Below are 18,861 nucleotides of genomic sequence, written 5' to 3'. Positions count from 1 at the left end.
CCGCTGTTGCACCGCGCTAGCGGAGGAGCGCCGGCCTCTGCTGGCTGTGGTGGGGGCGGTCGTCGACCGCGGCCTGGGCCTGCCACATCCGGACCTTGAGGTCTTCGCGGATCTGCGCGTAGGCGGGGTCGTGATAGACGTTGTTCAGCTCCTCCGGGTCGGTCTCCAGGTCGTACAGCTCCCACTCCGGGTAGTACGTCCGTGGCCCGGTGCCCGGCAGGCCGAGTCCGTCGTTGTAGTAGTAGATGAGCTTGTACCGGTCGGTCCGGTAGCCGTAGTGCGCCGGCGCGGTGTGCCAACGGTCGTCGTTCTCCCAGTAGCGGTAGTACAGGCCGTCCCTCGCCGGCTCCGCCTCCGCGCCGGTGACGATGTCGCCGTAGAAGCTGCGTCCCTGCATCCGCTCGTGGTGCGGCACCTGCGCGAAGTCCAGGATGGTCTGGGCGTAGTCGACGTTCGTGACGATCCCGTCATGGACCTGCCCGGCCTCGACGGCCCGCGGGTAGGACAGCAGCAGCGGCATCCGGATCGACTCCTCGAACATCAGCCGCTTGTCGAACCAGCCGTGGTCACCGAGGAAGAAGCCCTGGTCCGAGGCGTAGACGAGCACCGTGTCCTCGAGCTCGCCGCGCTCCTTCAACCAGTCGATCACCCGGCCGACGTTGTCGTCCACGCTGGCCACGCACCGCAGGTAGTCCTCCATGTACCGCTGGTACTTCCAGAGCGCCTCCTCCTCGTAGGTCAGGCCCTCCGGCGGCGCCATCTTCAGATCGAGCAGCTCCATCTGCTCGGCGATCCGCATGTACGCCCGCCGCGTCGAGGCGGTCCGCGTCGCGTAGTCGTCATCGAAGGTGCGCGGCACGGGGATCGGCTCGCGGTACATGTCGGCGTGCTTCACGTCCGGCTGCCACGGCCGGTGCGGCGCCTTGTGCCAGATCAGCACGCACCACGGATCCTCACCCTCGAGCGACTCGACCCACCGCAGCGACAGATCGGTGATGATATCCGTCGCGTACCCCGGCTCCACCCGCAGGCCGTCGGCCGACAGGAACTGCGGGTCGCGGTACTCCCCCTGACCGATGACCACGTCCCAGTAGTCCACGCCCTGCGGATCGTGACCCGCACCGTCGCCCATGTGCCACTTGCCGACCATGGCGGTGCGGTACCCGGCGGCGCGGAGCTCGCTCAGGAAGGTCGGCTGAGCCGCATCGATCGGCGTCGAGAGCGTGTAGACACCGTTGACATGGCTGTACGTGCCGGTCAGCAGGCTCGCCCGGCTCGGCGAGCACAAGGAGTTCGTCGCGAAACAGTTCTCGAACCGCACCCCCCGTTCGGCGATCTCGTCGATCCGCGGTGTGGCATTCACCAACGAGCCGTACGTCCCGATCGCGTGCGCCGCATGATCGTCGGTGAGGATGAAGACGATGTTCGGGCGACGGTGTCCTGTCATCGGTCCCCTCCCGGGGGTGAGGTGCCGGAGTGTGTCCGCTGGTCGGCCAGGCGGCAGTATCGCGCGGCGAGCGGGTCACCCGAGTCGTTCATCCACCTGGCGATGCGGAGGCGCATCGCGGTGAGGGTCTCGCGGTGCGCGGGATCGTCAGCCAGGTCGGTGAGGCACTCGGGATCGGCACGTAGGTCGTAGAGCTCCTCAGGCCGGCGGAACCGGTACTGCTCGGCTCTGGCGGCCAGCTCGGGATCGCGCTCGCCCGCGGCGGTCAGGGCGGCCCAGGTCAGGCCTTCCATGTTCTCTGCCTGGTACTCCTCGCCGTCCTCCGACCAGCAGTTCCAGATGTACCCGTACGCACGGTCCTGGACGCACCGCATCTCCAGACGCCTCTTGGCGGCCGTCTCGTGGAACACCGTGACGATCTCGTCACGCGCGACGGGCGGGGCATCACCGCGGAGGAGGGGGACGAGAGACGAGCCGTCACCATCGGGCAGGCCGGCACGGTTCCCGTCGACGCCTGCCATGTCGCACAGCGTCGGGTAGAGATCGAGCGTCGAGACGAGCACGTCGCGTTCGCGTGCGCCGGCCGCGGTCACGCCAGGCCACCGGATGACGAGTGGGGTGAGCGTGCTGCGCAGGTAGCAGTTCGCCTTGGCGAACGGAAACGCCATGCCGTTGTCCGAGAGGAACACGACCACCGTCGTGCAGGCGGCCTCCCCGATCGCTCCCAGCACGGATGCCAGGACGTCGTCGCAGCGCCGTGACGAGGCGAGGTACTGGGCGTACTCGGTGCGCACGTCGGGCAGGTCGGGCAGGAACCCCGGCGGCTCGTGCGCGCCGGGCTCTACCGTTCTCGACGGCGCCGGGTAGGTGGAACGCTCCTCGGCCGTGAAGCGCTCGGCCTCGTGGGCGCTGCCATGGAACGGGCGATGCGGGTCGTGCGCGTTCGCCATGAGGAACCACGGGCGCCCGGCCTCTTCAGCCCGCTCCACCATCTCCCGGGTCGCTGCCGCGTAGGCGGCCGGTGCGCGTCCCATCCCCAGCTGCCGCATCGGCACGTTCAGATCCCACCCGAACCGCGCGACCGGCTGGAGGTGATCGACCTTGCCGAGGATTCCGGTGAGGTAGCCGGCCGAGTGCAGGGCGTCGGTGAGGACGGGGACGCCGTCGGCGATCGGCTCGAAGCCCATCGCGCCGTTCCGGTGCGGCCACCGACCGGTCATCAGAGCCGAGCGGCTCGGCTGGCACACCGCTACCGGGACGTGCGCTCTCTCGAACGCCACCCCGTCTGCGGCCAGCGAGTCGATGGTCGGCGTCAGACCGTGCGGCCCACCGAACGCGCCGGGCGTGGCGACGTCCATGTCGTCGGCCGTGAACAACAGGATGTTGGGGCGCCCGGCACTGCTCCTACTGTGTGACGGCACCTGCGACCGCCTCCACGAACTGACGCTGCAGGACGAACGCAAGGGCGCTGGCACCTGCCGGCTCACCAGGGACGTGACGGCCCGGCGCCCGGGACACTGCGGGACGGTCGCGCCGCGTCGAGGCGGAACCCATCACGAACTCCTCTCTCAGCAACGACGTGGGCGGGTCAACGGCCGGCACGGACCGTCGCGACCGCTCGTGGCGGCCGACGGTCGAGAGGTGCGTGGACGGCTCGAGGACGAGGATCCGGATACACCGGCTCGACATAGAACTGGCGGAGGGCCAACGCCGCAGTCCCCACGAGAACGGCCTCCTCGCCGAACGGGCTCGGCACCACGCGGCTGTGGCGATCCAGGTGCGGCAACGGACTGCTGCGCAGTCGCTCCGTGGTGATGACAGGCTCCAGCAGGTCCCAGCCGCGAACGATGGTGGGGCCGGAGACGACGATCACCTCAGGGTCGACCACCGCGGTCAGGAGACCGAGGGCGTGCCCCACCAGGCGACCGCGAGCCTCGACGAGGCGCACGGCCGACCGGTTGCCGTCCCTCGCAGCCTGGTAGAGCAGGTCGATGACCTCGCCCGACCCCCCGGTCCCGGGCTGATCGAGCACCTCCCGCGCGTCCTCGGCAAAGGCGGCGTCACGGATCTGAGCCTGGAGGCACCCGGGCCTGCCGCACGAGTCACACACCCGTACGCCCTCCGGCACGACGACGTGCCCGAGGTGCCCCTCTCTCGAGTCGAAGCCCTCCAGCGCCCGGCCGTCGACCGAGATCCCGGCCCCGACGGCGTCGGAGACGTCGAGGACGGCGACGACACCACTGCCGGCGCCGGCACCGAACCATGACTCGGCCGTGACGAGGGCGCGCTGGCTCCGGTCAACGGTCACCTCGAGGCCGAGAACCTCGCTGAGGATGTCTGCGGCCGGAACGTCCCGCCACGTGGGGCGCGCCGTCAGGATCCGACCTTGGGAGACACCGCTCTTGATCGTCGCCCCGGCCCCCACCATCCGGTCGATGACGCCTGCGTCGCGGGCGAGCGCACGCAGCTGCTCGGCAAGATCACGCAGGATCTCGGCCCCATTTGTTGTCGTGTCGCATCGCACGGACCGGCGGTCGACGACGCGGCCGTACGCGTCGTGCACACCGACCTCCGCGGCATCCCCGCCGACGTAGATCGACCCGACCGAGAGACTCTCGGCCACCAGCTCGATCTGCGCGGAGGGTCGACCCACGGCGCGCGGCCCCCCGTCGTCGCTCGTGGCGCCGACACGCAGAAGGCCCTGCCGCCCCATCTCGTCGACGAGACGGCTGATCGTCGCGCTCGTCAGTCCAGTCGATGCGGCCAGGGTCTGACGCGAGCTCGCTCCCCTGAGCAACAGCGCCTGAAGCACCGCACTGCGGTTCCGCACGCGCTGTGCGGGGGCGTTGACACCCGCGTCGGTGTACATATTTGCGTACATTACGTAATGTATCCGTCGCGGTCAACGAGTTGGGCAGAGCTCCACGGGAGCCAGGCCGGCGACGACGCGAGAGAGGTCCTGACGTGAACCATCCGAACGTCCTGCTGGTCTGCGTCGACCAATGGCGGGGCGACTGCTTCTCGACCGCGGGGCACCCGGTGGTCATGACCCCGTTCCTCGACGGCTGGATGCGTGGCGCGATGCGCTTCGACCGGGCCTACTCCGCGACCCCGACGTGCATCCCCGCTCGGGCCGCCCTGTTCACCGGGCTCAGCCAGGCCCGTCACGGACGGGTCGGATACGAGGACGGTGTGCCGTGGGACTACGAGCTCACCCTTCCCCGCGCCTTCGCCTCGGCGGGATACCAGACCCAGGCAGTCGGCAAGATGCACGTGTTCCCGGAGCGCGAGTCACTCGGGTTCGCGGATGTCGCCCTGCACGACGGCTATCTGCACTTCGTCCGGGACCGGCACGCCGACCTCGGCGAGGTCGACGACTACCTGCCGTGGATGCGCGAGCGCCTCGGCTACGAGGCCGACGACTTCGAGCACGGCGTGCACTGCAACTCGGTCGTGGCGCGACCGTGGGACAAGCCCGAGTCGGTCCATCCGACCAACTGGGTCGTTCAGCGCTCGATCGACTTCCTGCGTCATCGTGACCGGACTCGTCCGTTCTTCCTCTTTGCGTCCTTCCACCGCCCGCACCCCCCGTACGACCCACCGGCGTGGGCGTTCGAGCAGTACCTGTACGAGGACATGCCGGCGCCGCCCGTCGGCGACTGGACCGACCTCTGGGCGCAGCACGAGAGGCCGTCGAGCCCGGACCCGCAGGTGGCGAAGCTCGATCGAAGGATGCTGCAGAGGGCCCGGGCCGGCTACTACGGCCACATGTCCCACATCGACCAGCAGGTCAACCGGCTGCTGCACGAGCTGCGGTCGACCGGCGCCGGCGAGAACACCGTGGTCTGTCTGGTCTCGGACCACGGGGAGCTGATGGGCGACCACAACCTCTACCGGAAGGCCCTGCCGTACGAAGGGGCGGCGAGGATCCCGTTCGCGATGTCCGGGCCCGGTGTCCCCGCGGGGGTCGACGGCGATCACGTGGTCGAGCTGCGCGACGTGATGCCGACCCTGCTGGACGCGGCGGACCTCGAGGTTCCGGACGGCTTGGACGGTCGCAGCGTGCTCGGAATCGCCCGTGGCGCGGACCCTGGCTGGCGACAGCACCTGCATGGCGAGCACACGCGGTTCGGGCAGTCGATCCACTTCCTCACGGACGGGCGAGAGAAGTACATCTGGTGCAGCGGTACCGGTGTCGAGCAGCTCTTCGACCTGGTTGCCGATCCCCACGAGTGCCGCGATCTCGCCAGGGACGCGAGGCACGGACCTCGCCTCGCTGCGTGGCGGAAGAGGCTCGTGGACGAGCTCGCCGACCGGCCGGAGGGATTCGTCGCGGACGGGCGTCTCCAGGTCGGCCGACCGGTCGACGACGTCCTGCCGTTCCTGCGCGAGCGCGTCGGGGACCGGGGCACCACCCCGTCGCACCTGCCTCCGCGGTAGGCGGCGTACCCCGACGTACCGACGCCTCCCGGTCGGAGGAGCCTGCGCGGGGCACCGCTTCCACTGCCCGGAAACACTCCTTGCCCGGTCCAAGACGTGGTGGGACGTTCTCGACGTCGCCGCGGACCGTCGAGGAGGACGTGCATGGAGCTGCGCAGCAACTTCCCACCCAACACCGCGCGAGCCATCACGCGGCGCGCGCAGTGGGTGTCGCTCGGCATCGACCCGGCGGACCTGGAGCGCCCCAAGGTCGCGATCGTCAACACCTCCAACGACCTCGCCGCCTGCTTCGCCCATCTCGACGACATCGTGGTCGTGCTCAAGGAGGAGCTGCGCGCCGCGGGACTCCTGCCGTTCGAGGTCCGGACCGCGGCGCCGTCGGACTTCATCACCAGTGCCGGCCGCGGCGGCCGGTACATCCTGCCGACCCGGGACCTCATGACCAACGACGTCGAGGTCATGGTCGAGGGGGCTCAGCTGGACGCGATGATCTGCCTGAGCTCGTGCGACAAGACCACCCCCGCCCATCTCATGGCCGCCGGTCGGCTGAACATCCCCACGGTGATCGTGCCGTGCGGGTACCAGCACAACGGGCTCGCGGCGGACGGCGACGCCGACGTCGAGGAGGTGTTCCTGCGCGCCTCGCAGCAGGTCCTCGACGGGGACACGGTCGACGCCGAGGTGATCCGGCTGGCCGACCAGGCCATCCGCGGCCCGGGTGTCTGCGCCGGCCTGGCGACCGCGAACTCGATGCACATGGTGGCCGAGGCGCTCGGGATGGCGGTCAGCGGTGCCGCCCCCGTCCGGGCCGCCGGCGAACGCATGTGGGACACGGTCCGCCGCTCCGCCCGTACGCTCGCGGCCCTCGTGGAGTCGGGCACGCGCCCCCGGGACATCATCACGGCCGGCTCGGTCACCAATGCGGTCCGGCTCATGCTCTCTGTCGGCGGATCGATCAACACCATCAAGCACCTGCAGGCGGTCGCCATCGAGGCCGGCGTCGACGTCGACGTCTGGGAGAGCTACCGCACGCTGGGACGCGAGACCCCGATGCTGTGCTCGGTGCGACCCAACGGCCCGCACCTGGTCGAGGACCTCGAGGACGCCGGCGGCGCCGCCACCGTGCTGCGCGAGCTCCTCCCCCTGCTCGACGGCGACCAGCGGACCGTCGACGGCCGCACCCTCGCGGAGAACCTCGCCGCGGCCCGGCCGGCCGACGGCACCGTGATCCGCACGCTCGCGGACCCGTTCTCCACGGACCCGGCGATCGTCGTCGTGCGCGGCTCGCTCGCCGCGGAGGGCGCCGTCGTCAAACGGCCCGTCCCGGATCCCGGTCCCCGCCGCTTCCGGGGCCCAGCCAAGGTCTTCCACTCCCGAGAGGAGGGCGTGGACGCGGTCGCCGACGGCCGCATCCAACCGGGAGACGTCGCGATCATCCGCGGCATCGGGCTGGTCGGCGGGCCGGCCATGGGCATGACCTCGGCGTTCATCTTCGCCCTCGAGGGCCGCGGGCTCGGCAGCTCGGTGGCCGTGATCACCGACGGGCAGATGTCCGGCCTGGTCAACCAGGGCATCGTGGTCGGCGAGGTCTCCCCCGAGGCTGCGACCGGCGGACCGCTCGGCCTGGTCCAGGACGGCGACCTCATCGACATCGACCTCGACGCCGGGCGCGTGGACCTGCTGGTGCCGGAGGCCGAGCTGGCCGCCCGCCCCGCCTTCACGCCCCAGACGCAGGTGGAGACCAACGGGATCCTCGACCAGTACCGCGCCACCGTCCAGCCCCTGGCCTGCGGAGCCGTGCTCTGCGCCCGTGCCGGGCTCACCGGGGAGGCGCCGTGAGCCCCGGCCCGACGGTCCAGGAGCCGGCACGCCGCATCCCGGTGATCGGCGAGTACGACGTCGTGGTGGTCGGCGGCGGGCCCGCCGGCCTCATGGCGGCCACCGCCGCCTCCCGCGCCGGTCGCTCGACGCTGCTGATCGAGCGTTACGGGTTCCTGGGAGGCGCCGGCACCATGGGCGGGCTGTCGACGTTCTGCGGTCTGCACGCCCGGGTGCACGGCGAGGACACCCGAGTGATCCACGGCTATGCCGACGAGCTGCTGGACCGGCTGGAGGCGATGGACGGCCTCAACGCGCCGCACCTGACCGTGGCGGACCGCATCCAGGCGCAGGCCTTCGACATCTCCGCCTACAAGATCGCCGCCGACGAGCTGGTGCTCTCCGGTGGCGGTGAGCTCCTCTTCCACGCGATGGCGGTCGGGCTGATCATGCGCGAGGAGGCGCACACCGCGGCACTGACCGCGGACCGGGTCATCGACGCCGTCGTGGTGGAGTCGAAGTCCGGCCGTGCCGCGATCCGCGGGCGGGTGTTCGTCGACGGCTCGGGCGACGCCGACCTCGCCCACTGGGCGGGCGCGCCGACCGAGACCTCCGAGAAGCTGCTGTACCCGTCGCTCATGTTCCGCATCAACGGGGTGGACCCGGAGCGGGCCGGGCCGGCCTGGCGCACGGTCGTGGAGAAGATGGAGGAGGCCGAGGCCGCGGGCACGCACCGGTTCCCGCGGAAGAAGCCGATCGTGCGGCCGCAGCGCCACCCGATCGAGTGGCGCTCGAACCTCACCCAGCTCAGCAACGAGGACGGCTCACCGGTGGACGGCACCGACGTCCACCAGCTGACCCACGGGGAGATCCAGGGGCGACGGCAGGCGTGGGAGACCTTCGCCTTCCTCCGCCAGGTCACCCCCGGCTTCGAGGACGCCTACATCGTGGACCTGGCGCCGCAGATCGGGATCCGCGAGACCCGCCGCGTGGTCGGGCCGTACCAGCTCAGCGAGGACGACATCCTCGACTGCGTGGACTTCCCCGACGCCATCGGGGTGAACGGGTGGCCGGTCGAGGCGCACGTGGCCGGCGACGTGGACTTCCGCTTCCCGCGGGCGGCCGACAGCCGCGGCTTCAACCAGCTGCCGTTCCGGATGATCCTGCCCAGCGGGGTGCGCAACCTCTTCGCCGTCGGCCGGGCCGCCTCGATGACGCAGTGGGGGCAGTCCTCGGCACGGGTCTCCGGGCCCTGCTTCGTGATGGGCCAGGCTGCCGGCACGGCTGCCGACCTGGCGCTGAGCGCGGACTGCGCCGTCGGGGAGATCGACGTCGCCGAGCTGCAGCGCCGTCTGTTGCGCGACGGCGCCTACCTGGGCACCGAGCTCGCGCCCGACAAGGAGTCGGTCACCACGGCGGCGGAGGAACGATGACGCACCTGACCCGTGCCGGTTTCCTGCGGGCCTCCGGCCTCACACTGCTCGGCGGCGGCGCGTTGGCCGCCTGCGCCGACGACGGCGCAGGCGGCGGGCAGGGCGGCGCCACCGAGGACTTCACCTTCGTCAGCTTCCTGCCGATGGACACCCTCACGTTCGCCCCGGAGATGGTCGGCATCGCCGGCGGCCACTTCGCCGCGGAGGGCCTGCAGACAACGGTCCAGGTCGCGCGCGGCACCCCGCAGGCGCTGCAGAGCGTGCTCGGTGGCGTCGCGCCGCTGTCCCGCTGCGCGACCATCGACCTCGCGACCGCGCGCACGGAGCAGGATCAGCCGCTGGTCAACGTCGGCACCATCATCCGGCAGCCGATGCTGCGGCTGAACTACTCGTTGGACCGGCCGATCGAGACCGCCGAGGACATGGTCGGGCTGACGATCGGGATCCCGTCCGAGGGCGGCACGAGCGAGAAGAGCCTGCTGCTGATGCTCATGAACGGCGGTGTGGACCCGGAGCAGGTGACGCGCCAGGTGGTCGCCCAGACCCCGGCGTCCTGGGAGATGGTCCGCCGGGGACAGCTCGACGGGTACATCTCCAGCACCGACATGAGCCTGCTGGTGCAGGCGCAGCACGAGGACGCGGCGGCGCTCAACCCCGGGGACGTCGCGCCGATGCCGTCGGACACGCAGTTCTACGTCACCACCGAGGAGGCGCTGGAGAGCCACGCGGAGCCCATCCGCGCCTACCTCGCCGCCGTCCGGTCGGCCTGCGGCTCGGTCCTCGAGGACGAGGGCTTCACTCAGACCGTGGCGACGCTGCGCGAGGAGTACACCTTCGCGACCCTCGACGACGACGCGGTCGCGCGGGACGGTCTCGCCGTCCAGGCCGACGGCTGGACCGACGGCGGCGCCGCGCCGGAGCTCCTCGTCACCGACATGGACCTCTGGCTCGAGGGCCTCGAGGAGCTGGAGCGAGTCGGTTTCGTCTCGGGCGTCGAGGACGCCGAGAGCTGGGCGACCAACGAGCTCCTGACGCCCTGAGCCCTGCCACTCGATCGCTGCCTCCAGGCGCTCGACCTTTGCCTGTGAGCGTCCCAGCCTGCAAAGGCTTGTTGGGGACTCCTCCCCATCCAGCGCCCTTCCCTCCCGCGCCGTCATCGATATTTGCTGGTACCCCGAACCCGTCAGACGACCACAGAACGGACGTAACCATGAATGAGGCGAAGCCCATCCGACGGCTGCTCGCCAGCCTGCTCGCCGTCGCAGGCCTGACACTCGGCATCGTCACCGTCGCGCCGGAGGCCCAGGCCGCCTCCCCTGCGGACCGGTGCCCGCGCGGAGCGCTCTGCTTCTACTTCAACAGCGACTGGAACGGCGCTCAGGCGAACTTCTACCGCCCGGTCGACGGCTTCCTCGGCAACGACCGGTTCCGGCGCGGCTCCGGCTACCGGCCCGGCAACGGGGTCGGAGTTCCCGTCGGCAACAACGCCGCATCCGTGATCAACCGCACGGGCCACGCCGTATTCCTCTCTGACGGGACCCAGTGCACCGGGCGTTCGAGACAGATCAACCCCGGCGCCACCCGTAATCTCGCCGCTATCGGCCTCAAGAACCAGGTCTCGTCGTTCATGGCTCACCAAGTCGGCGCAGGGGCAGCCTGCGTCGGAGACGGAATGCGCTGATGACGACCGCTGCCTCGGCCTCCGCCTGAGCCCTCCCGCAGCACATCCGCCTTTCGTGGGCCCAGCTGTGACGCATACGTCACGGCTGGGCCCACGTCCGATCGCGCCGTAGCCCGTTGACATGCCGCAACCACACCTCTAGCGTCCGTATCGTTCAGTAATCGATTTCCCACCACGAGCGAGACGAGCGAGCGGGACGATGACGTCCGAAGACCTGATGAGCGCCGACCTGCCCGACACCACCTGCTGCGGCCCGGGCGAGGTGAGCCGCCGCTCGTTCATCGCTCTGACGGCCGCGACCGGCACGCTCGCCGTCGGACCCGGCGTCCCGGCCGGCGCCGAGACCCGCCCTGTGCCGGCACGCACCGACCTCGACCCGGCGTGGCTGGAGCGGATCTCGGCCCGCGGCACGCCCACCGAGTACACCGGCGAGGCGCTGTCGCGCATCGGCATGCCCGTCGGCGGCCTGACCACGGGCCAGGTCTACCTCGCCGGCGACGGCCGGACCTGGCTGTGGGACGTGTTCAACGCGGACGCCTTCCGCTACGGCGGCGACGACTGGCAGGGCCGGCACTACGCCGAGCCGCTCGACCTGGACCCGGTCTTCACCACCGGCTTCGCGCTGCGGTGGGGCGACGGCGCGCACACGCGCCGGCTCGACGCCGAGGGGTTCTCCGACGTGCGCTTCCGCGGCCGCTACCCGATCGGGCACGTCGAGCTGCGGGACGCCGCCTGCCCCCTGGAGGTGGACCTCGACGCCTTCTCTCCCTTCGTCCCCACCCGGGTGGCCGACTCGTCCCTGCCGGCGACCGTCTTCGAGTACACGCTGCGCAACACCTCGCCCGACCCGGTCAGCGCCGAGCTCCTCGGCATCGCCGAGAACCCCGTCTGCCTCGACAGCCGCCGCGGCCAGCCGATCGTCCTCACCACCTCCGCGCTGGGTGCGGACGCCGGCGCGCCCGGTCTGCAGCACGGCGCGCGGGGAGCCGAGCTGCCCGAGCCGCGCCCCGACGTCGCGGTCGAGAACTGGGAGGACGGCTACGGGGCCTGGACGGCCACCGGCGCGGCGTTCGGTGACGGGCCGGTCACCCAGGCGGAGGCGCCCGACTACTTCGTCCGCGAGGGTGACCTCGGCGCGGACGGCCGCTTCGTCACCTCGCACAACTGGCGGGACGCCTCCGCACCCGCGGACGACCACACCGGCCGGTTGACCAGCGAGCCGTTCACGCTCGAACGCAGGTACCTCGCGGCGAGCATCGGCGGCGGGAACCGCGTCGACGCCGGCCTCCACGTCGTCGTCGACGGCGAGGTCGTGGCCCGACTCACGGGCAACAACTCCGAGATCATGCGGGCCAAGGCCGTGGACGTCAGCGCGTGGGCGGGACGCACGGCGCGGATCGAGCTCGTCGACGAGGGCGTCGGCGGCTGGGCGCACGTCAACTGCGACCGGATCTGGCAGACCGACACCCCCCTCGACCCGCGGCCCGTGGAGGAGCTTCCCGACGGCGGCACGTTCGCGCTCGCCGCGTTCGACCCGGCCGCCCGCGTCCGTCCGTCGATCGCGGCGTGGGACACCCCCGAGGCATGGTTCGACGCCGAGGACGGCCCCGCGGAGGCCGACGCCGGGAACGGCTCGCTCGCCGGGACGGTCACGGTCGCCGTCGACCTCGCACCCGGGGAGGAGCGAACCGTCCGCTTCGCACTCGCGTGGCACTTCCCGACGATCAGCGGGAACCGGTTCGGCTACATCGACGGCTCCGAGAACCTCCGCCGCCACTACGGCGAGAGGTACGCCGACGTCTCCGCCGTCGTCGCCGACCTCGCGGACCGCGGTGCGGACCTCTCAGCGGACACGCACGCGTTCGTGCGGACGTGGTACGACGACGCGACGCTGCCCGTGTGGTTCCTGGAGCGGACCCTCTCCCCCGCCTCGACCCTCGCCACCGGCACATGCCTGCGGTTCCACGACGGGCGCTTCTACGCGTGGGAGGGGATCTACTGCTGCGACGGCACGTGCACGCACGTGTGGAACTACGCCCAGTCGGTCGCGCGGCTCTTCCCGGAGCTCGAGCGCGACACCCGGGAGCGGGTGGACCTCGGCCTCTCCTTCCACGCCGACACCGGGGCCATCGACTATCGCGGCGAGGCGGACCGCAGGGTCGCGCACGACGGCCAGTGCGGCAACGTCCTGCGCACCTACCGCGAGCACCAGATGTCACCGGACGGCGCGTTCCTCGAACGGGTCTGGCCGCGCGTCAGGAAGGCGACCGAGTACCTCATCGGCCACGACGGCGAGCCCGACGGCGTCCTGGAGGGCGCGCAGTACAACACCCTCGACGCCACCTGGTACGGCGAGATCCCGTGGATCACCGGCCTGTACGTCGCCGCCCTGCGGGCCGCGGCCGAGATGGCCGACGACGTCGGCGACGCCGCCTTCGCGTCCCGGTGCCGCACGATCGCCGAGGCGGGCACCGCGTACCTGGACACCTCGCTGTGGAACGAGGAGTACGGCTACTACGAGCACGTCACCGATCCGGCGCACGCCGAGGCCACGAGCTCGAACCGCGGCTGTCACATCGACCAGATGTTCGGGCAGACCTATGCCCACCAGCTCGGCCTGCCGCGCGTGGTCGACGAGTCCCACGCCCGCACGGCGCTGGAGAGCATCGTGCGGAACAACCACCTGCCGGACGCCCAGTCGTACATGGAGGAGTCCGGCATCGAGGGCGGCCGGACCTACAGCACCGAGGGCGAGCCCGGGACCGTGATGTGCACCTGGCCGTTCGGCGGCTCCGACATCGCGCCCGGTGAGGGCGAGCCCACCCTGGTCGCCTACTTCAACGAGGTGTGGACCGGCCAGGAGTACCAGCTCGCGGCCCACCTCTTCGCCGAGGGCATGGTGGGCGAGGCGCTCACCGTCGTGCACGCGGTGCACGAGCGGTACTCGGCCGGGAGTCGCAACCCCTACAACGAGGTCGAGTGCTCGGACCACTACACGCGGGCCATGATGAGCCACGCCGCCTACCTGGCCGCCACCGGCTACGGCTACCACGGGCCCCGCGGGTATCTGCGGCTCGCGCCGCGGCTGGGTGACCCGGCGGAGGTCGCCGCCGCGTTCACCGTCGCCGAGGGCTGGGGCCTGTACCGGCAGCGCCGCACCGGCCACCAGCAGCGCAGCGAGCTGGAGCTGCGCCACGGCCGGCTGCGGCTGCGGACCTTCGCCACCGAGGTGCCCGACCGGCCCGGGAACCGACCGGCGCACGCCGAGGTGGTGGACGGGCACGGCGGCCGGCGGCGGGTGGACGTCGAGGACGTCACGGTCGACGGTGCGGCAGTGACGGTCACGCTCGCCGAGGAGGTCGAGCTGAGCGCGGGGCAGACGCTGGTGGTCACGGTCCGGTGACCCTCACGGTCCGGTGACCCGCCACGGTGCGCAGCCTGCGCCGTCGCGTGACCCGGCTAGGGGCTGAAGGCACCAGCGGCGGGCGCTTCCGCTGATCGGAAAGGCGCATTGTCCGGGCCGGCGTCCGGTGGGAGCGTCCGGTCGGGCCCGCACGCCGCTTCGTCGAGGAGGACGCACGCACCGTGACTGCCAGCTCTGGCCGCACCGCGGCCGGCACCCCGTGGACCTCTGTCGACGAGCGCGAGCGAGGGACGAGCGGAGCACGAGGAGACGGCGGGCCCACGGTGCTGTTCGCGAACTCGTTGGGCACCGCGCAGGACTCGTGGTGGCCGCAGGTGGAGGCGCTGGCCGGTGAGGCCCGGTGCCTCACGTGGGACTACTGGGGGCACGGCGAGGGCGGCGACCCGCCTCCCCGCCCGACGCTGGAGGCCGTCACGGACGAGGCGGTGGCCGTGCTCGACGCGGCCGGCGCGGACCGGGTCCACGTGTGCGGCCTCTCGCTCGGCGGCATGGTCGCGGTCGACCTCGCGGCCCGGTACCCGGAACGGGTGGCCTCGGCGACGGTGCTCAGCGCACCCGCCTACCAGGAGAACCCGCAGTTCTGGACCGACCGCGCCGCCGCGGTCCGGGACGGCGGCATCGACGTGGTCAGCGGCGGCGTCGCCGGCCGGTGGTTCACCTCCACGTTCCTCGAGGCACATCCGGAGGCCGCCGAACGGGTGGTCGCGCCGCTGCGCGCGATGCGCCCCTCGGGGTACGCCGCTTGCTGCGAGGCGATCGCCGGTGCGGACGTGCGCGACCGGGCCCGCCAGGTGACCTGCCCGGCCACCGTCGTGGCCGGCGCACAGGACGTGGCGGTTCCTGCGTCGCACGGGGAGATCCTCGCCGCGGCGATCCCAGGAGCCACCCTCACCGTGGTGGACGACGGCGCCCACATCCTCAACGTCAGCCACCCCGACCTCGTCACATCCCTCCTGCGCGACCGCCTCGCGGCCGCGTGACCGACCACCGGACGGAGCACCGATGACCGCACCTACCCTCTCGCTCGACGGCCGCGTCGTCCTCGTCACGGGCGCCGCCAGCGGCATCGGCGAGGCGATCGCGAAGGCGTCCGCCGCGGCCGGGGCCTCCGCCGTCGTGCTGCTGGACCGGGACGCCGAGCACCTCGAGGAGGTCCGCGCGGAGGTGGCCGGCACGGACGGTGCCCCGGCGGCGGACGCCGCCGTCGTGGACATCGCCGACGCCCCCGCGGTGCACGCGGCCGTCGCGGCGGCTGCCGAGAAGCACGGCCGTATCGACGCCGCGTTCCTCAACGCGGGCATCAACGCCGGGGCCGGCATCGGGCAGCCGGGCGGCGGCATCGACGAGCTGGACCTGGAGACCTGGAACCGGGTCATGGCGATCAACCTCACCGGTACGTTCAGCACCATGCAGGCTGTCGCCGCGGTGATGAAGCGGCAGCGCTCGGGCAGCATCGTCACCACGTCCTCCTCGGCCGGGCTGCGGACGGAGCCGCTCGTCAGCTACGCGTACCAGACCGCCAAGGCGGCGGTGGTCTCGCTGACCCGCGCCGCCGCCGTCGAGCTGTCCGCCTACGGGGTGCGGGTCAACTCGATCGCGCCGGGCCCGGTGAACACGAACATCGGCGGGCGCCGGCCGCGGCACCCGGAGAAGACCGCGCTGTGGGAGCGCAGCATCCCGATGCGCCGCTTCGGCGACCCGGACGAGCTGACCGGCCTGGCACTGCTGCTCGCCTCGGACGCGGGCTCCTACATGACCGGCGGGACGTACGTGATCGACGGCGGCGCGAGCGCCCTCACGCAGGTCCTCTCCGGCGAGATCGTCCGCGATCTCGTGCCCTCGCACTGAGGCGCCTCACCGGCGGAAGGTCAGCAGCGTGACGGAGTGCGGCGGGAAGCCGTAGCGGCCGTCGAGGTCGACGTCGCCGCGGTGACGCAGGGCGACCCGATCGGGGTCGTCGAGGGTGTTGACGGCGAACACGTCCGCCACGTCGGCGCCGATGTCGTGGACCTCGGCGCGGCGCGGGAGGTTGCCGGTCCGGCCGTCGAGGACGAGGCGGGCCTCCACGGTGGCGCTACGGTGCCGGTTGATGACCGCGAGGTGGAGCCGGCTGCGGTCGGCGGACGCCGACGCACTGACGTCGAGGGACGGCACCACGTCCGGGACGGAGCGGAACGTCCCGTCGGGTTCGCGCTGGACGCCCTGCCGGACCGGTGCCGTCCGCGCGGGCCCCTCCACCCGGCTGGCCAGGGCGATCGGGCCGGTGTGGTTCTGGTACAGGTCCCACACGTGGTACGAGGCGGACGGCAGCACCCCGCCGGGCCGGGCCACCACCAGGGCGTTGGCGTTCACGAGGTTCACCGTGTTCGCCATGGTCGGCGGCACGGGCAGGGTCGCCCCGCGGTGCAGGACGTGGAAGACGCCGGCGTAGAACAGGGCGTCGGCGAGGGTACGAGGGCTCCACCGGTTGACGCGCAGGCGGGAGACGTCGCCGCCGTCGGTCTCGCGGGGCGCCACGCCGCCGTCCTCACCGGGGCGCGGCTCCGGCCACGAGGCCGGCTCGAGGTGGCGGATGTTCCACTCGTCCAGGGCGAGGGCCAGCGGCCGCTCGACGCCGAGGTCGCGTGCGGTGTCGGCCACGAGGTGCGCGTAGTCCTGGATGCGCTGCTCGAAGAACTGCGGCTGCCCGACGACCGCGTCGTAGTCGTCGGCCACCAGGTGCGTGCTCGCCGCGTACAGATGAGTCGAGACGTAGTCGATCAGGCCCCCGGCCCGGTCCAGCAGGGGCCGGGTCCACTCCTCGTGATGCTGCTCGGCGCCCCGGACCCCCGGGCCACGGACCACCTGCTCCGGCGGCGCGCCGACGGCGATGAGCTTGATCGACGGGTCCACGCGCCGCATGAAGAGCGCGTGCTCCCGGGCGGCCGCGGCGTACTCGCGCGCGGGGCGGTACCCCATCTGCCAGTGGCCGTACACCTCGTTGCCGATGCCCCAGTACCGCACCCGGTACGGGTCGGGATGGCCGTTCGCCGTTCGCCGCCGCGTGTACTCGGTGTCGCCGTCGTAGTTCGTGTACTCGAGCCACCGGACGGCCTCGTCGACGTCGCGGCAGCTGTGCACGAGGAACGGCTCGGCGCCCACCAGTGCGCACCAGGCGAGGAACTCGTCCGTGCCGAACGCGTTGGACTCCTCCGACCCCCAGGCCAGCTCGAGCCGCCGGGGCCGGTGCTCGCGCGGCCCGATCCCGTCCTCCCAGTGGTACGGCGAGGTGAAGTTCCCACCGGGCCAGCGCACGTTCGGCACGCCGAGCCGTGCGCACAGGTCGACGACATCGCCGCGGACCTCGCCGCGCTCGTCGAGCACGCCGCCGTCGATGTTCCCGAAGAACGCGGACTCCAGGAAGTGTCCGTAGATGTTCCGGTCGATGCGCGTCAGCTCGGCGGTGTCGATCTCGATGGTGGCGGTCACGGTCTCTCCGGTCGGCGGCCGCGTCAGATTTGTCCAGGGTCTTGTCCCGACGGCGTGTACAACGTAATACTACGCGCGGCCCTACAACGTCGTACTACCGGCGGAACGCTCGACGGAGAGGATGCGCGCCCGGATGACCGTCGCCGTCGACAGCAACCAGGACGTCCTCGCGCCCGACGCATCACCGCCCGGGCGCAAACCCCGGCTCAGCCGGCAGCAGCTGTGGATCTGGCTGATGCTGACGCCGACGGTCGTGCTCTACGGGGCCTACACCGTCTACCCGATCATCGCCAGCTACTGGTACGCGTTCCTGGAGTGGAACGGGTTCGAGGCGGAGAAGACCTTCGTCGGGCTGCAGAACTTCCGGGACGTCTTCGCAGACCCGCTGTTCTGGAACTCCTTCAAGATCACCGTGCTGTTCATGCTCGCCGTCGTGCCGTTCAAGGTGCTCCTGACACTGCTGCTGGCGCTCGCGCTGAACTCGCCGAAGCTGCCGTTCTCCACGTTCTTCCGGACCGCCTACTTCCTGCCGGTCGTCACCACGGCGGCCATCGTCGGCGTCGTCATGCAGTTCGTGTTCGACCCGGCGTCCGGGCCGGTGAACCTCACCCTGCAGCGGCTCGGGCTGGTCGAGGCCGGCGTGAACTTCCTCGGCGACTCCTCCTACGCACTGTGGACGGCCGCGGCCGTCTACGTGTGGAAGTGGTTCGGGATCACGATGATCTACTGGCTGGCCGCCCTGCAGACGATCCCCGACGAGGTCTACGAGGCGGCCCGGATCGACGGTGCCGGCGCCTGGCACCTGCTGCGCTCGATCACCATGCCGCTGATCAAGCCGTTCCTCATCATCATCACGTTGCTGTCCTTCGAGTCGGCCCTGAAGGTCTTCGACCTCATGCTGACCATGACGAACGGCGGGCCGTACTACGCCACCGAGGTCGTCGAGATCTACATCTACCGCTGGGCCTTCGCCGCCACCGTCCCCGAGCTGGGCCACGCGTCCGCAGCGGCCGTCGTCTTCGGTCTGTTCGTCTGCGCCGTCGGCCTGTTCCAGCTCTTCGGCGTCCGCGCCGTGCAGAGAGCGAGGTCCGCATGAGCGCGAGGAGCACGGCAGCATGACGACGACGACCTCCAGCCGGCCCGAGGTGGA

Annotated in this window: 13 protein-coding genes; 9 read left to right on the top strand and 4 right to left on the bottom strand. The window is 71.4% G+C overall.

Annotation, left to right across the window (positions count from 1 at the left end; all coding sequences use genetic code 11):
• Positions 1-16: 16 nt before the first annotated feature.
• From ACFQQL_RS06555 to ACFQQL_RS06545, 3 genes are all read right to left on the bottom strand, one after another.
• Positions 17-1,447, bottom strand: coding sequence for a sulfatase family protein (locus tag ACFQQL_RS06555; RefSeq protein ID WP_382392473.1), 1,431 nt, complete (start codon positions 1,445-1,447; stop codon positions 17-19).
• Positions 1,444-2,868: a sulfatase family protein gene (locus ACFQQL_RS06550; RefSeq protein ID WP_382392471.1), complete on the bottom strand. Its 1,425-nt coding sequence runs from the start codon at positions 2,866-2,868 to the stop codon at positions 1,444-1,446. The genes ACFQQL_RS06555 and ACFQQL_RS06550 overlap by 4 nt, the downstream gene beginning before the upstream one ends.
• A gap of 167 nt (positions 2,869-3,035) precedes the next feature.
• Entirely contained in the window at positions 3,036-4,100 is a 1,065-nt protein-coding gene (locus ACFQQL_RS06545) for an ROK family protein (RefSeq protein WP_382392469.1), read from the bottom strand.
• A gap of 311 nt (positions 4,101-4,411) precedes the next feature.
• Between ACFQQL_RS06545 and ACFQQL_RS06540 the strand changes: the two genes are divergently transcribed.
• The 8 genes from ACFQQL_RS06540 (at position 4,412) to ACFQQL_RS06505 (ending at position 16,091) form a co-directional block, all read left to right on the top strand.
• Positions 4,412-5,887, top strand: a complete 1,476-nt coding sequence (locus ACFQQL_RS06540) for an arylsulfatase (protein ID WP_382392467.1) — start codon at positions 4,412-4,414, stop codon at positions 5,885-5,887.
• A gap of 144 nt (positions 5,888-6,031) precedes the next feature.
• Positions 6,032-7,726, top strand: a complete 1,695-nt coding sequence (locus ACFQQL_RS06535) for a dihydroxy-acid dehydratase domain-containing protein (RefSeq protein ID WP_382392465.1) — start codon at positions 6,032-6,034, stop codon at positions 7,724-7,726.
• The gene (locus ACFQQL_RS06530; protein WP_382392463.1) at positions 7,723-9,138 is read left to right on the top strand and encodes an FAD-dependent oxidoreductase; all 1,416 of its coding nucleotides are present in this window, start codon (positions 7,723-7,725) and stop codon (positions 9,136-9,138) included. The genes ACFQQL_RS06535 and ACFQQL_RS06530 overlap by 4 nt, the downstream gene beginning before the upstream one ends.
• Entirely contained in the window at positions 9,135-10,178 is a 1,044-nt protein-coding gene (locus tag ACFQQL_RS06525; RefSeq protein ID WP_382392461.1) for an ABC transporter substrate-binding protein, read from the top strand. The genes ACFQQL_RS06530 and ACFQQL_RS06525 overlap by 4 nt, the downstream gene beginning before the upstream one ends.
• Before the next feature lie 170 nt (positions 10,179-10,348).
• Complete coding sequence (locus ACFQQL_RS06520) at positions 10,349-10,819, top strand: peptidase inhibitor family I36 protein (RefSeq protein ID WP_382392459.1); 471 nt, start codon at positions 10,349-10,351, stop codon at positions 10,817-10,819.
• Between the two features lie 199 nt (positions 10,820-11,018).
• Positions 11,019-14,222, top strand: coding sequence for a GH116 family glycosyl hydrolase (locus tag ACFQQL_RS06515; protein WP_382392457.1), 3,204 nt, complete (start codon positions 11,019-11,021; stop codon positions 14,220-14,222).
• A 182-nt stretch (positions 14,223-14,404) separates the two neighbouring features.
• Entirely contained in the window at positions 14,405-15,223 is an 819-nt protein-coding gene (locus ACFQQL_RS06510) for an alpha/beta fold hydrolase (protein WP_382392455.1), read from the top strand.
• 22 nt (positions 15,224-15,245) lie between these two features.
• Complete coding sequence (locus ACFQQL_RS06505; protein ID WP_382392453.1) at positions 15,246-16,091, top strand: SDR family NAD(P)-dependent oxidoreductase; 846 nt, start codon at positions 15,246-15,248, stop codon at positions 16,089-16,091.
• A 6-nt stretch (positions 16,092-16,097) separates the two neighbouring features.
• Here the strand turns inward: ACFQQL_RS06505 and ACFQQL_RS06500 are convergent, their stop codons facing one another.
• Entirely contained in the window at positions 16,098-17,711 is a 1,614-nt protein-coding gene (locus tag ACFQQL_RS06500; RefSeq protein WP_382392451.1) for an alpha-L-arabinofuranosidase C-terminal domain-containing protein, read from the bottom strand.
• A 133-nt stretch (positions 17,712-17,844) separates the two neighbouring features.
• Between ACFQQL_RS06500 and ACFQQL_RS06495 the strand changes: the two genes are divergently transcribed.
• Positions 17,845-18,807, top strand: coding sequence for a carbohydrate ABC transporter permease (locus tag ACFQQL_RS06495; RefSeq protein WP_382392449.1), 963 nt, complete (start codon positions 17,845-17,847; stop codon positions 18,805-18,807).
• Positions 18,808-18,861 lie beyond the last annotated feature (54 nt).

This window comes from Georgenia alba, assembly GCF_042665525.1.
GTDB lineage: Bacteria > Actinomycetota > Actinomycetes > Actinomycetales > Actinomycetaceae > Allobogoriella > Allobogoriella alba.
Note: the sequence above shows the minus strand (reverse complement) of the source record. Positions and strands in the feature narration are given on the sequence as shown.